The organism is Robertkochia aurantiaca, assembly GCF_020166495.1.
Taxonomy (GTDB): Bacteria; Bacteroidota; Bacteroidia; order Flavobacteriales; family Flavobacteriaceae; genus Robertkochia; species Robertkochia aurantiaca.
Map to the genome: position 1 here is coordinate 122201 of NZ_JAINZS010000002.1, position 13426 is coordinate 135626.

Annotated in this window: 12 protein-coding genes and 1 other RNA gene; 2 read left to right on the plus strand and 11 right to left on the minus strand. The window is 44.7% G+C overall.

Annotated elements, in window-relative coordinates:
* Nucleotides 1–12: 12 nt before the first annotated feature.
* Nucleotides 13–313: RNase P RNA component class A (gene rnpB, locus K7R10_RS02990), an RNA gene on the minus strand.
* A gap of 100 nt (nucleotides 314–413) precedes the next feature.
* On the opposite strand from rnpB, the gene K7R10_RS02995 reads away from it, so the two are divergent.
* On the plus strand, nucleotides 414–2183 hold the full coding sequence (locus tag K7R10_RS02995) for a DNA polymerase III subunit gamma/tau (protein ID WP_224483202.1): 1770 nt from the start codon (nucleotides 414–416) through the stop codon (nucleotides 2181–2183).
* On the opposite strand, the gene K7R10_RS03000 is transcribed toward K7R10_RS02995, so the two are convergent.
* From K7R10_RS03000 to K7R10_RS03030, 7 genes are read right to left on the minus strand one after another with little or no spacing between them, the layout of a single operon-like run.
* Entirely contained in the window at nucleotides 2180–2542 is a 363-nt protein-coding gene (locus tag K7R10_RS03000; protein WP_224483203.1) for a transmembrane 220 family protein, read from the minus strand. The genes K7R10_RS02995 and K7R10_RS03000 overlap by 4 nt on opposite strands.
* On the minus strand, nucleotides 2526–3917 hold the full coding sequence (locus K7R10_RS03005; RefSeq protein ID WP_224483204.1) for an alkaline phosphatase family protein: 1392 nt from the start codon (nucleotides 3915–3917) through the stop codon (nucleotides 2526–2528). Before K7R10_RS03005 ends, K7R10_RS03000 begins: the two co-directional genes overlap by 17 nt.
* Nucleotides 3895–5121, minus strand: a complete 1227-nt coding sequence (eboE, locus tag K7R10_RS03010; protein ID WP_224483205.1) for a metabolite traffic protein EboE — start codon at nucleotides 5119–5121, stop codon at nucleotides 3895–3897. The genes K7R10_RS03005 and eboE overlap by 23 nt, the downstream gene beginning before the upstream one ends.
* A complete protein-coding gene (locus K7R10_RS03015; RefSeq protein ID WP_224483206.1) occupies nucleotides 5122–6285 on the minus strand; it encodes a 3-dehydroquinate synthase in 1164 nt (387 codons plus the stop codon).
* Nucleotides 6286–6293: 8 nt separating this feature from the next.
* Complete coding sequence (gene eboC / locus K7R10_RS03020; protein WP_224483207.1) at nucleotides 6294–7184, minus strand: UbiA-like protein EboC; 891 nt, start codon at nucleotides 7182–7184, stop codon at nucleotides 6294–6296.
* The gene (locus tag K7R10_RS03025) at nucleotides 7185–8093 is read right to left on the minus strand and encodes a TatD family hydrolase (RefSeq protein WP_224483208.1); all 909 of its coding nucleotides are present in this window, start codon (nucleotides 8091–8093) and stop codon (nucleotides 7185–7187) included. It lies immediately after the preceding gene.
* Nucleotides 8094–8095: 2 nt separating this feature from the next.
* Nucleotides 8096–8953 carry an EboA domain-containing protein gene (locus K7R10_RS03030; protein ID WP_224483209.1) on the minus strand — a complete coding sequence of 286 codons (858 nt, stop codon included), beginning with the start codon at nucleotides 8951–8953 and terminating at the stop codon, nucleotides 8096–8098.
* A gap of 207 nt (nucleotides 8954–9160) precedes the next feature.
* Here K7R10_RS03030 and K7R10_RS03035 point away from each other — a divergent pair, with 207 nt between their 5' ends.
* Complete coding sequence (locus K7R10_RS03035) at nucleotides 9161–9742, plus strand: MiaE family protein (protein WP_224483210.1); 582 nt, start codon at nucleotides 9161–9163, stop codon at nucleotides 9740–9742.
* Here K7R10_RS03035 and K7R10_RS03040 read toward each other — a convergent pair.
* The 3 genes from K7R10_RS03040 to K7R10_RS03050 are packed head-to-tail and all read right to left on the minus strand — an operon-like array spanning nucleotide 9739 to nucleotide 13245.
* Nucleotides 9739–10635: a Ppx/GppA phosphatase family protein gene (locus K7R10_RS03040; RefSeq protein ID WP_224483211.1), complete on the minus strand. Its 897-nt coding sequence runs from the start codon at nucleotides 10633–10635 to the stop codon at nucleotides 9739–9741. The two genes, K7R10_RS03035 and K7R10_RS03040, sit on opposite strands and share 4 nt — an antisense overlap.
* Before the next feature lie 3 nt (nucleotides 10636–10638).
* Nucleotides 10639–12750 (minus strand): polyphosphate kinase 1, encoded by a 2112-nt coding sequence (gene ppk1 / locus K7R10_RS03045; RefSeq protein ID WP_224483212.1) that lies wholly within the window; start codon nucleotides 12748–12750, stop codon nucleotides 10639–10641.
* Complete coding sequence (locus K7R10_RS03050) at nucleotides 12751–13245, minus strand: SixA phosphatase family protein (RefSeq protein WP_224483213.1); 495 nt, start codon at nucleotides 13243–13245, stop codon at nucleotides 12751–12753.
* Between the last annotated feature and the right edge of the window lie 181 nt (nucleotides 13246–13426).

Below are 13426 nucleotides of genomic sequence, written 5' to 3' on the forward strand. Positions count from 1 at the left end.
TCTTTTCTGTTGATAACATGCAGGCAATAAGCCGGATTCTGTCCCCCTGAGGGTTCTTATCATTTATCTGGACCAGACATTGCTGTCTGATTCTATCCGCCTACCCTCCGGCATCGGGCGCGCAACCCTTAAAAGCCGGTATACATGGCGTTGCACCGCGTAGAGTTTACCTGATTTCACTACAGCATTACCTGTACATTCTTTCTGTTGCACTGGTCCTCGCCTTTCGGCGGACGGCCGTTAGCCGCTACGCTGCGCTGCGGTGTCCGGACTTTCCTTCCCGGCGAACCGGAACGATAAGATAGCCTGCAGTACAAAAGTAATATATTGCTTCGAAGAAGACCAGAAAGGCCGGCAAAAACAAAAATGATGCATTTATTTTTTTTAAGCAGGCAATTTTTATCTTTGTTGAGATGGAACACTTTGTCGTATCAGCCCGAAAATACCGACCCAAAACCTTTAAAGATGTTGTGGGTCAGCAAGCGATCACCAATACCCTGCTGAATGCAATTGACAACAATCATTTGGCACAGGCATTGTTGTTCTGCGGGCCGCGCGGTGTAGGTAAGACCACCTGCGCAAGAATTCTGGCAAAGAAGATCAACCAGGACGGCAATGAAAGAGAAGACGAAGACTTTGCGTTCAACATTTTTGAACTCGATGCCGCCTCGAACAATTCGGTAGACGATATCAGAAACCTGATCGATCAGGTACGTATACCCCCGCAGGTAGGGAAATACAAGGTATACATTATCGATGAGGTACATATGCTCTCTCAATCGGCATTTAATGCGTTTCTGAAAACACTTGAAGAACCGCCTAAACACGCGATCTTCATCCTTGCCACCACCGAGAAACACAAGATCATTCCTACCATCCTTTCCCGTTGTCAGATCTTTGACTTCAAACGTATCACGGTAAGGGATGCCAAAGAATACCTGGCATACATCGCCGAACAACAAGGCATAGAAGCAGAAGACGATGCCCTGCACATTATCGCTCAAAAGGCTGATGGCGCCATGAGAGATGCACTTTCGATCTTTGATCGGGTCGTTAGTTTTTCAGGTAAGAACCTAACCAGGAAAGCCGTTACCGAGAATCTGAATGTTTTAGACTACGAAACCTTTTTCGATGTAACCGATCTCATTCTTGAGAATAACATTCCTGAACTACTGCTGCGATTTAACAAGATTCTTTCATTGGGTTTCGACGGTCACCATTTTATTGCAGGACTTGCTTCTCATTTCAGAGACCTGATGGTTTGCAAGAACCCGGCCACCATAGAGCTTTTAGAGGTGGGCGAACAAACCCAGATGCGATACCGGGAACAAAGTGCCGCCACCGATATGGCATTCCTGGTGAAGGGCATAGAGCTTGCCAATGAGTGTGACCTCAATTATAAAAGCAGCAAAAATCAACGGCTGTTGGTTGAATTATGCCTGATGCAACTCGCCTCCATCACCGCCGATGGAGAAAAAAAAAAGTCTGAGCCATATATAATACCTGCCTCCCGATTTGAGGGGAAAGCAGTTCCGGAAAAATCAAAGACTACCTCTAATGCTACTCCCAGGCAGTCGCAACAGGAACCTGCAGAAATTCAAGCTCCTGAAGACACCGGTCTTGAGAAGCAACAAGAGGAAACCACTCCCGTTACCCCCGATACAGCTTCTGAACCGAAACCCGAAACCGATAAAAAGGTCAACCTCAAAACACAGGCTCATAAAAAGGTTTCAGGACTGTCACTTTCAAGTATCAGGGCAAAGAAAGAGCATGAAATGAACCGCAGAGAACCCTCTGTCGACAATGCTAATCTGCCAAGGGATGAGTTTTCAGAGGATCAGCTGATTGAAGCGTGGAAATCATATGTGCAGATCACCGATGAACAAGGAAAAAAGATTCTTAGTTCCGCCCTGGGATCAGACACCCCGAAACTGAAATCAGATTATCGTGTGTGGATCGAATTGCCTAATGATACCATGAAAAAGGAAGTGGAAAGAGATCAGTACCCCCTGATGGAATACCTGAAGAAAAAGCTGAATAATTACCACCTGCAATTACTCGTTACGGTAAACGAAGAAGTGGCGAAACAATACGCTTTCACTCCCCAGGAAAAATATCAGAAAATGCGGGAAAAAAATCCGCTTATCGATGTACTTCGTCAGGAATTCGATCTTGATGTTTAAGGTCGGCTTCCTTTCCTGATATACCAAACCCTTAGTCCGAACATACCAAGAATGAGAGCCGTGAACAACAGGCCAAGAGCCTCTCTGCCTTCTTCTATATTCTTAATATCTCCCTGACCTATGGTCACCCCTTCAAAGGTTTCCGGCCACGTCATAACCCCGGCTATCAAAAACAACAGCACGACCATGAATACCAACCACACCGGAAGCCGGTCAAAAACGAACAGTATTGAAAGAACAGCCGCCAGCAGGTAAATACCGTACCACAATAAGGGATCAGGATCATTGTGCTGTAAAAATGCTGACCATATAAAAAGCAGGGCAAAGATCAGCGCGAGAGTTTTAAATAACAATTTCATCAGATGTAGTAGTTAGGTGTTGTTTAATCAGTTCGAAAACGCCTGTTGCGTCTGTTTCCTCCGGAAGTTCAAAGTCGGAGTTCGTAATGAATACGGGATACTCTTCATTTGATTCGGGAACGATTCCGTGTGAGCCTTTTATCAAACCGGCATCAAGCGGTATCAGATCCATAAGAACCCTGAATCCCATTTTTTTAGCGAGCAACTTCCATAAGACCCTCAGGGTCATGAGCGGCTTCTCCGGGTCGGTGAACATCTCAACGGGGTCATATCCCGGCTTTTTATGAATATCGACCGTTCTGGCGAAATCAGGAGCTTTCTCATTTTCATGCCAATAATAATAAGTGAACCATGAGCCGTCATCAGCCAGCAGAACCAGGTCGCCCGAACGCTCGTGATCGAGATGCAGTTCCTTTTGCTCATTTTTATCCAGGATGCTACCTACTCCCTGAATCCCGCTTAACAAAGCCTTTACCTTATCGATTTTTCTAAGATCCTTCACATAAACATGACAGATCTGATGATCGGCAACAGCAAACGCCTCAGAGGCCCCTGCATCAAGTAACTCCAGGCCCCTTTCCCTTCTGATCGCCAGATAGCCTGCCTCCCGCAAAACACGGTTAACATGAACCGGGTGATCAGCATCACTTATACCATACTCTGAAAGGAGCACGATCCCCGCACCACGGGATTCGTAAAAAGTTACCAGGTCTTTAACCACCGCATCAATTTCAGCGAGATCAGCCGCAATCTTTGCATCATGAGTGCCAAAGCGTTGCAAATTGTAATCCAGATGAGGCAGATAAATAAGGGTGAGGGTCGGATCGTATTTTTCTTCTGTATACTTGCTGGCTTCGGCGATCCATTTGCTGGATTTTATTGAAGTCTTAGGACCCCAGAAATGGAATAAGGGAAAGGTCCCTAATCGCTGTTGTAATTCATCTCTGAGCTCAGCAGGTTGGGAATAAACATCAGGAATCTTCCTCCCGTCAGCCAGGTAATTCGGTCTGGGCGTGACACTATAATCAGCACCCGAATACATATTGTACCACCAAAAGAGATTAGCACAGGTAAAAGCGGGATCTTCCTTCTTCATAACATCCCAGATCTTTGGGGCCTGAACAAGACGATTTGACTGCCGCCAGAACCTGACCTCCTGTTCATCTTTGAAAAACCATCCATTCCCTACAACCCCATGAGTTGATGGCCACTCGCCTGTAAGGTAAGTTGCCTGGGCCGTACAGGTTACAGCCGGTATTACCGGACGTATTTTACAGGAGCGGTTACGACCCCGGAACGCTTCAATAAAAGGGGTATGTTCTCCAATGAGCTTATCGCAAAGGCCTACGACATCAATAACTACCGTCTTCTTCATACGCACTTTTAAGTTTATCTTTTACCCAGTTTATCTCCCTGATAACCGATTCATCAAGAGGAAGCTGATACTCCCGGGGAAGCACCTCCCAGGTATAAGTTTCGATTTCAAGATGATCACATAACATTTCCTTCTGTTCCAGGCATTTCAAAACTTTTATTATTTGATCTTGTGTTGATTCAAGATTACCATATCGCTCCATAAATAAGGGCACATGGAAATGGGCGCGCAACTCATCGAACTCTTTATTACGATCGAGTAAAACAGGTATATCCTGATACACCCTCACCTTCCCTTTTCGCTTTTCAGTGACCTGATGCAGGTAAGTGGGCTCGTCGAAACGAGCCAATTCCTTTAATTTCAGATGATCGTTCTCATCGTTAAACACGATTTTTAAGGCTGAAGAAAGCTGTATCTTTCCGATACGAATCCCTGTACTTTTAAATCTTCTGATTACCTGTTCAGGATCTTCAAATGCTAATGCAAAGTGGCAGACATCATAGCAGACAGTGATATACTTAAACACCATTTCCTCGGTTTCGTCTATTGACTTATCGAGTCGGTGCTGCAGGTATTCGGCAGCAACCGGGAGGAGATATTCCCTGAAAAAATCAATAACATCCCTGCTGTTTTCGAGTAAACCATCAGGTTCAGGCTCCAGGTCCAAATGCAAATATTTTCCGGTTTCAGATTCAAGATTGTATAGATGCTCAGCTACCATGGCCAGGTTTTTAGCTGCTTTCTTAAAGGTGATTTCCTTTAATTCATCTGTAGGATGCCAGTGCCTGTAACTTATAGGAGAAGTTGAAATTCCTCCAGACACTCCTTCAGGAAGGAGATAGGCTAATTGCGCTACCAGTCTGAGGGTATATTCAAGACGTTCGTAGGTTGACCAGTCAGGGGCATGTACCAGATCTTTGACCCTTTGCCCGTGAAAGTCACCATAGGGAAAACCGTTAAGGGTAAAAACATAAAGGTCATTATCACTTAACCAATTACTGAATTCAGCTATTTTCTCCTTAAATCCGAGTTCAATGCTGGCTTTATTAGATAACCGCAAACCGATACCGAACGATGCATCAGGTGCACACCCCTTCTTTATTATAGGAAGATGCGTACGTAACTGCATAAAAGTATCGTCCCAGCTTTCGCCGGGATGAATATTGGTGCAGTAAGTGAGGTGGTAACGGTCCTGCAATATCATTTAATTTACTTCTTTTAGTTCGCAAAAACGCCTGAGGGTGTCCATGGCCTCAGAAAGTCTTTCAAAATCCATTTCATGAACATCAACAGGCTTCCCTATATCTTCTATAAGAGTAACGGTAAGGCGACCACCCAGATGTTCGCGAAACTCCTCTATTCCCTTAAAAAGTTCAGACTTATCGGTTTCCGGTGGAATGCTCAGATCAAAACCACATTGCTCCAGGGTACCGATCACGTCAAGCAGGACCTTTCTGCTTAATAATCCTGAGAGGTAAGCATAGCAGGCGTCTAGCGCTATTCCCTTGGCTACTGCCTCTCCATGCCGTAATCGGTAACCGGTCATAGATTCCATTTTGTGTGCAGCCCAGTGCCCGAAATCAAGCGGACGTGAGGACCCGCGCTCGAAAGGGTCTCCCCCGGCTATATGCTCCAGATGCAAAGCCGCACATCGGTATATCAGGTACTTCATTTTATCGAGGTCCCGATTGTAAAGCGAGAGGCTGTTGTTTTTAATAAACTTAAAGAAATCAGGATCTTTTAATAAGGCTACCTTGACAGCCTCCGCTATTCCTGAAATCCAGTCACGGTCATCGAGTGTCTCCAAAAAACTCCAGTCATTGATCACGGCATAAGGTGTGGCAAAAGTGCCGAGAAAATTCTTCTTATCATTCCAGTTGATTCCATTCTTAACTCCAACCCCGGAGTCATTCTGCGCCAGAACAGTGGTGGGTATACGAATAAGTTTTACCCCTCTGTGAGCGGTCCCTGCAGCAAATCCGGCAAGGTCAAGAACCGCACCGCCACCGATGGCCACAACGAAAGAATGCCTGCAGATCCCATTGGTATCAATGGCATTCAGACACCTGTTCAAAAGCTGAGCATCATTTTTAGCCACCTCACCTCCGGGAACAGTGAGTATACTCTTAAGCGAAATCACCGATGCGTAACGCTTACAGTAAGCTCTGATCTCATCTTTCAGATAGGCATGGCATTGTTCCACACCCTGATCGATAATAAAAAGCACCTTAACCGGACTTTCGTTCCTTGCACTGTCCACCAACTCCATAAAGAAGGGATTATTATAATCAAAAATACCCTCGGTAAAATGTACCTGGTAGCTGTAGGAGACAGTAAACGATTGTTGTATGGATGAAAACTTCTTCATATTCAATTTTAAGTAACGGCAAATTGCCTTGACAGAACCAGAGACAGAGGCAGCAAAGCCAGGATGATCAGACCAAACCACCATACTGTGAGTCCGGCCGCTATACAGGCATCAAGTACGATCAGCGAAATGACCCCTGCCTTTACAGCTCTTTTTATGTTATCGGGGGTATTGTTTTTAAAAGCTTTAATTAGCGGAAGCATGATAAAAACTGAAAAAAGGAGCAGATAAGGCAAGGCATCAAATGAACCCGACTGAAAAACGAGAAACAACAAGGCCGAAATAACCACTGTATAAAATACTCCTGCAAGTATGATATTGTTTTTATTGCCTCCTTTTACCTCTCCCTGGCTGATAAGGGTAATAGCTCCTATGTAGACTATGGGAATAAAAGCAAGCCACCAGGAGTTCAGGCTGCCAAAGATACTGGCTCCCAGAAGCAGATTCAACCCCCTGCAGATCCCCATGTTCAGGGGGCCCCAAAAGGAAGAATGTTTTGTTCTGCTGTCATATGCCCAAATGGCCACAAACAACAGAAAAGAAAGAAAACCTGCGAGATAATTCACACCAAATGCCAACAGCACTCCGGCTATCAATAGTATAATGGCAAGTGTAAACGCCTCTCCGGGAGATACCGTTCCGCTGGGGATAGGCCGCTCGGGACGCTCAATAGCATCCGTATCCCTGTCAAAATAATCGTTAAGCACCACTCCCCCGGCATACAGACATATGGATGACATCAGCAATAAAACCAGGTCAAATGACAACCATCGGCTTCCGAATGAAGCCGCGTCTACCGCTCCTGCCATAGTAAAGCCCGCAAGGATATCGGCCATGGCAGTAGGAAGATTAGCAGGTCTGGTAAGTGATATGAATGCCCTAAGACGGTTCTGTTCCATTTAAACTATTTTTTCTGAATCCACACGAGGCTGTTGTCCGCGCAAAACGCTGTTGTCCTGATATAATTCCCGCTGATCGATACCTGCCTGCTTTTCCCAGTGCTCTTCCTTCATTTTTCCTGATTTTCCGAACACATCAAGCGCATTCTGATAACAGGTCTTATGTACCGCTTCCCGGTCAATCCCCTTTTTCAGCATAAGTGAAGCTGTTTTGGGCACAGCCAGGGGATCACTCACACCCCAGTCTGCTGAGCTGTCGACTATAATGCGTTCACTTCCGAACCGCTTCACCACTTCCACCATTCGCTCATTTCCCATCTTCGTCTTCGGATAGATCGTAAAAGCAGCATGAAAACCCCTATCAAGCACATCTTTGACCGTTTCCTCATTATTATGATCGATCACCACCATAGAAGGATCCAATCCATGTTCAAGGCAAACCTCCATGCTTTTGATGGTTCCCGCCTTTTTATCACGGTGGGGGGTATGAACCTGAACGACCATATTGAACTCCTTGGCCATCTCTAGTTGTAACCTGAAGTATTTATCTTCCGCCGGGGTTTGATCGTCATATCCGATTTCACCCACCGCCACTACGTTCTCCTTGAAAAGATAGAGAGGAAGCAACTCGATTACCTGCTCGGCAAGGGCTTCATTATTAGCTTCCTTAGAATTCAGACCAATGGTACAGTAATGCTTTATACCAAACTGGCTCGCTCTGAAGGGCTCCCAGCCAACCAGACTGCTGTAATAATCCTGAAATGACCCGACCTGAGTCCTGGGCTGCCCCAACCAAAAGGAAGGCTCAATTATCGCAACCACACCCGCCGCAGCCATGTTTTCATAGTCATCTGTGGTGCGGGAGGTCATATGTACATGCGGATCAATAAATTTCAAGTTGTTTTCCATAATCATTCTTTTAGGTTATTCCAGTTCAGTTTTCCGTTTTCGATTTCCTCCTTAAAAGGAATAGCCAGAGTGCGAAGTTGATCATTATCATCAGAATAGCAGCAAAGAGCTGCCGCCCTGCGCTCTGCTATATTTTCGCTTTCTGAAAGACGCCTCATATCATCCTGAAGTTTTCCGGTGATATAGCCGGTTACCGGTCGCCATATAGACGGATCTATATCACGGTCTGCCGCCCATCTCTCATGGGCATAATCTGAGATGATACGGGCCAGTTCGGCATTCGCCCGTTGTTCAACACCTGAAATGCCATCCAAAGGCCGCTGCATGAAAGCTGCCTTGAGATACATTTGGTTCCACTGCTGGTCGTTAAAAAAAGCTGCCGGATAAGGATTCTCCTGACTGATGGCATCAAAGATTACGGCGATATTGGTTCTGAGGGCCTCCACTGCAGCAGTGAGAAACATTTCTGCTTCCGGTAAAAGAGCAAGATATCTCAGAAATGTCTGTAATTCTCCGGTGTCTGCCAGTTCAATAAGCTTTGCAATCTTCTCCCTGAATCTCTCAGCATCCTTTGTCAGTATCTTATTCATGAGATAAAGGCGGGCAAGTTGATCTTTCCTGATCGTATTCTTTTGAAGATAGTCGAACCGTATATCCGAATCCGCATCAAACTTTACAGCTTCGTTACCTGTCTGCGAGGGAATAAGTGTATAGGTCATGTAAAAAAGCCTTGCTGAACCCGATTGAAGCACCCGATTTATCTGCTCCTCTAACCATTCTAAAACTTCGTTTTCGAGATTCCTCTCAAGCAATATGTGAAGATCATCGGCCGTCATGGTATTGGGGAGTGTTTTGTTCATTGACATAAGAATGAATTTTAACCAAAAGTCTGGATCAAAACGATTTAGCTTTTAACTAAAATTATCGATAATATCCCCTCATGGCTTTAAACATCGACAAAACCGTAAATTTCTCGATATATACTAGTCGGTTTTACAGGAAGCTGCCGGGGAGGAGTCGTATGGCTGCTTTTTATTATTTTTGTGCTGTAAAAAATTCTCTGAAACATGCTTGGATTAAAACTTCCCACCGATCCGCGTTGGGTCAATATCGTCGAAAAGAATATCGAAGAGATCCTTACCGATCATGCCTATTGTGAGCAGAAGGCAGCGAGCACGGCAATTTCACTGATCGTCCAGTTTCCCGAATATACCGAACTGGTTCAGGAAATGACCGCATTGGTCAAAGAAGAGATCAGTCACTTCAAAATGGTTCACGATAAGATCATCGACAGGGGCTGGGTTTTAGGCAGAGATCGAAAAGACGAATATGTAAACAGGCTTATGACCTTTTTTCCTAAAGGGGGGAATCGTACAACCCAACTTGTTCACCGCTTGTTATACGCCGCCTTGATCGAAGCGAGAAGCTGTGAAAGATTCAGGCTTTTATCAGAAGAGCTCGATGACGAAGAGCTGGCAGATTTCTATAAAAAGCTGATGGTAAGTGAAGCGAATCACTACACTATGTTCCTGGGCTTTGCCAGAAAGTATGGCGACCGGGAAGAGGTGGATAAAAAGTGGCAGGAATTACTCACCTTTGAGGCTGACATTATGAAAGACCTGGGCAAAAAGGAGACCATACATGGCTAGACACCTCCACGTTCTTCGTTATAAAGGGATTTAATGATGCCATCTGAAAGCCCGATTTTGGGTACGTGAATTTTTTTAGCCCCGCTCCATTTACAGGCATTCAGGTATATCTGGGTTGCAGGAATGATCACATCGGCTCTGTCGGGATTCAACCCTAATTCTGAGATCCGCTCATCATAACTGAGCTCCTTTAGAAAATGATATTGGGCATTCAGATAAATGTATGACAAGGGTGTTCCTATCTTTCTGCCTGACATCTTGAAAAGCTTATTGATATTCCCTCCTGACCCGATAATATCGATCTGCTTGAACTCCCCGCAGACCTTACGAATCCATTTTTCTATATCTGTCCAGGTTTCCTGAGGAACCATCTCATTCAACAGCCGAACGGTCCCGATCTTGTACGATCGGGAAGCCACGATATCACCCTTCGAAAAAACCGTGAACTCAGTACTTCCGCCTCCTACATCCACATAAAGATAGTTTTTATCTCCTTCGATAAGGGTACTCAGGTCGGTACTGGCGATAATAGCAGCCTCCTTCTTCCCATCGATGATCTCTATATTAACGCCTGCCTCTTCCCTGATTTGCTCGGCAAGCTTTTTTCCGTTTTTTGCCTCACGCATGGCTGAGGTGGCGCAGGCACGGTATTTTTCAACGCCATGAACTTCCATCAAAAGCGAAAAGGCCTTCATGGTCTCTATCATGCGTTCCCGGTTATGGTCAGATATGCGTCTTTCGATAAATGCATCTGCTCCAAGCCTGACAGGCACCCTGACCAGGGCACTTTTCTTAAATTGGGTCTCTCTGTCGCTGAATTCGATCACATTATTTATAAGGAGCCTGATAGCATTTGACCCCACATCGATAGCTGCAAACTTCCTGATCTTCACCGTCTATTCACCGTTAATTTGATTGTTCTTTTTCAGATAGTAGTCATAGGTAGCGAACTGAGATCTCACAGGCGCTTTGGCATTCTTCCTGTAGGTATTATCCTGCTTCTCGTTAAAGATCCTGGCCTTAACATTATCCTGCCAGCAAATCTCGAATGTTTCCAGGAGCTCCTTCCTGATGTCGGTATCGTATATCGGACACCCCACTTCTACCCGGTAATCGAGATTTCTTGTCATCCAGTCTGCTGAGGAAATGTAAACCTTGGGATCATCATTATTACAAAACACAAAGAGGCGTGTATGTTCGAGAAACCGGTCAACCACGCTTATGGCTTCGATATTTTCACTCATTCCCTGTATGCCGGGTATAAGACAGCATACACCTCTTACGATCATCTGAATTTTCACTCCGTTACGGCTGGCCTCATAAAGAGCATCGACCATACCATAGTTCGTAATGGCATTCATTTTGACCTTTATATAAGCAGGCTTCCCCGCCCGGGCATTCTCTATCTCCTTTCTGATCAGCTTTTTAAACGTACTCTTGGTGTAATGGGGCGAAACGATCAGGTGTTTGTATTTGTTGATCTTATAACTGGTCTCGAAATAATCGAAAACCTTTTTAAGATCTTTCAATATTGACTGATGAGAGGTGAATAAGGTATAGTCGGTATAGATCCTCGCAGTGGTTTCATTAAAGTTACCGGTGCTAATAAAACCATAACGCTTGATTTTACCCTCTTCCTCTCTTTCAACCAGGCAGATCTTGCTATGAACTTTCAGTCCGGGTATTCCAAAAATGAGCTTGACCCCTTCAGCCTGCAATTGTTCGGCATACTCGATATTGGCTTCTTCGTCAAAGCGGGCCTGCAGTTCTATCTGTACGGTGACCTCTTTCCCGTTTTTAACCGCATTGATCAGGGAGCTTGCGACCTGTGAATTGTTAGCCAGTCGGTAAACGGTCAGTTTGATCGAACGAACCTTGGGATCAAGGGCGGCTTCTCTCAGGAATTTGATGACATACGAGAACGAATGGTAGGGAGCATATTGCAGGTAGTCTTTCTCTGCGATACGTTCAAAAATGCTTCCTTCAAGATTCAGGTTTTTAACAGCCAGCGGCGGAAAAGGCTCATAAAGCAAATCCGTACGTCCCAGGCTGGGAAATTTCATATAATCCCTTCGGTTATGGTAACGTCCGCCAGGAATAACGCTGTCATTATTATCAATACCCAGTTTATTGATCAGGTACTGAAGTGTATCTTTTTCGATGGTCTTATCGTATACAAAACGTACCGGCTCACTGATCTGCCGGCCCTTGACACTGCTTGATATCTTTTCGATGAAACTTTTACTCAGGTCACTGTCTATATCCAGTTCAGCATCTCTGGTGATCTTGATCATATGTGCAGAAACCGATTCGTAATTGAATATGCTGAAAATATTGCCCAGACAATAGCGAATCAGGTCATCGAGCATAATGATATAGTTCTTCCCATCATTACTGGGCAGTTCCACGAATCTGTCGATAGTACGCGGAATTTCTACCAAGGCATAGCGTTTGAGCTTTTCAGGGGATTTGATCAGCTTTTTGATTCCGGTGAGTTCCTGCTCCGGCTTCATGACCATTTTTACCGCCAGGTAGGCTGCACTGTCTTTAAGGTTGGGGATTTCTGTAAGGTCGTTCAGCATGATGGTCGCAAGTGCCGGACTTACCTTATTGAGAAAAAAATCTTTGATGTAGGCGCCCTGTCCGCTGTCGACCTCTGTTTCATCAATAATAAATATCCCTTCCTTTTGAAGTTCCTTTTTGATCGACCCCAATATCTTCAGACTCTCGGTTTGCTGGTCGATAACGATACGGGTGATATCCTCCATCAGATCCTTGGCCTTGGCCCCGCCAAGTACACTTTTACCTGTTTTACCCGAAAGAGCAATGCGTTTCACCGTTGCATAACGCACCTTAAAAAATTCGTCGAGATTATTTGAAAAGATACCCAGAAAACGCAGTCGTTCGATAAGGGGGACCGAATGATCTTCTGCTTCCTGCAATACCCTTGCATTAAAGTTCAGCCAGCTGATCTCCCGGTTGATATATTGATTTTTAACTTTATCCATTTAAGATTTCAGGTTTTTTGGAAATTCCACGATCTCAGAAACCCCTTTACTCACAGACTGCCAATTGTCTTCCTCAAAAATAATATGTACGAGTCCCGCAGTAGGCAAATTATGAATATACTCTGACCCCAACTCATTGCTCACAGCCGTAAAGGCATGATTATGACCGAAGATCATCACGTGATCGTAAGAATTATCAAGCGAATTTATGAAATCCATTACTGACCTCCCTCCAAAATCGTAAAGATGTTTTGTAATAGTAAGCTTTTCAAACGGTACCTGCAGTGTTCTCATAAAGATCATGCAGGTATGGAGGGCTCTGTTGGCTGGACTTGAAAATACGGCATCAGGTAACTTTAAACGACCGGCAACGGCGGCTGCCACAAGATGGGCATCGCTTACCCCCCGCTCTTTCAGAGGTCGATCTTTATCATCGACTTCATAGTCCCATGATGATTTCGCATGACGTATCAAAGTAATTCTTTTGACGCTCATTTTTAACGTTTTAAAGACGATTTAAATAAGGATACTATTTATATTTGCGCCCGGTAAAAACAGCACAAACAGAAGAGGTGATAATCCCTGTAATTATCGCTATTGGAGCATTAAAGTTAAAATGTTTATTAACGATAAAAAATACTTTTAAACAATTTTTTTTTGTGAGAAATCACATCAT

What these genes read in the sequence shown, in the direction of transcription:
- K7R10_RS02995 (WP_224483202.1), top strand. Translation starts at nt 414, where the DNA reads ATGGAACACTTTGTCGTATCAGCCCGAAAATACCGACCCAAAACCTTT.
- K7R10_RS03000 (WP_224483203.1), bottom strand. Translation starts at nt 2,542, where the DNA reads ATGAAATTGTTATTTAAAACTCTCGCGCTGATCTTTGCCCTGCTTTTT.
- K7R10_RS03005 (WP_224483204.1), bottom strand. Translation starts at nt 3,917, where the DNA reads ATGAAGAAGACGGTAGTTATTGATGTCGTAGGCCTTTGCGATAAGCTC.
- eboE (WP_224483205.1), bottom strand. Translation starts at nt 5,121, where the DNA reads ATGATATTGCAGGACCGTTACCACCTCACTTACTGCACCAATATTCAT.
- K7R10_RS03015 (WP_224483206.1), bottom strand. Translation starts at nt 6,285, where the DNA reads ATGAAGAAGTTTTCATCCATACAACAATCGTTTACTGTCTCCTACAGC.
- eboC (WP_224483207.1), bottom strand. Translation starts at nt 7,184, where the DNA reads ATGGAACAGAACCGTCTTAGGGCATTCATATCACTTACCAGACCTGCT.
- K7R10_RS03025 (WP_224483208.1), bottom strand. Translation starts at nt 8,093, where the DNA reads ATGGAAAACAACTTGAAATTTATTGATCCGCATGTACATATGACCTCC.
- K7R10_RS03030 (WP_224483209.1), bottom strand. Translation starts at nt 8,953, where the DNA reads ATGAACAAAACACTCCCCAATACCATGACGGCCGATGATCTTCACATA.
- K7R10_RS03035 (WP_224483210.1), top strand. Translation starts at nt 9,161, where the DNA reads ATGCTTGGATTAAAACTTCCCACCGATCCGCGTTGGGTCAATATCGTC.
- ppk1 (WP_224483212.1), bottom strand. Translation starts at nt 12,750, where the DNA reads ATGGATAAAGTTAAAAATCAATATATCAACCGGGAGATCAGCTGGCTG.
- K7R10_RS03050 (WP_224483213.1), bottom strand. Translation starts at nt 13,245, where the DNA reads ATGAGCGTCAAAAGAATTACTTTGATACGTCATGCGAAATCATCATGG.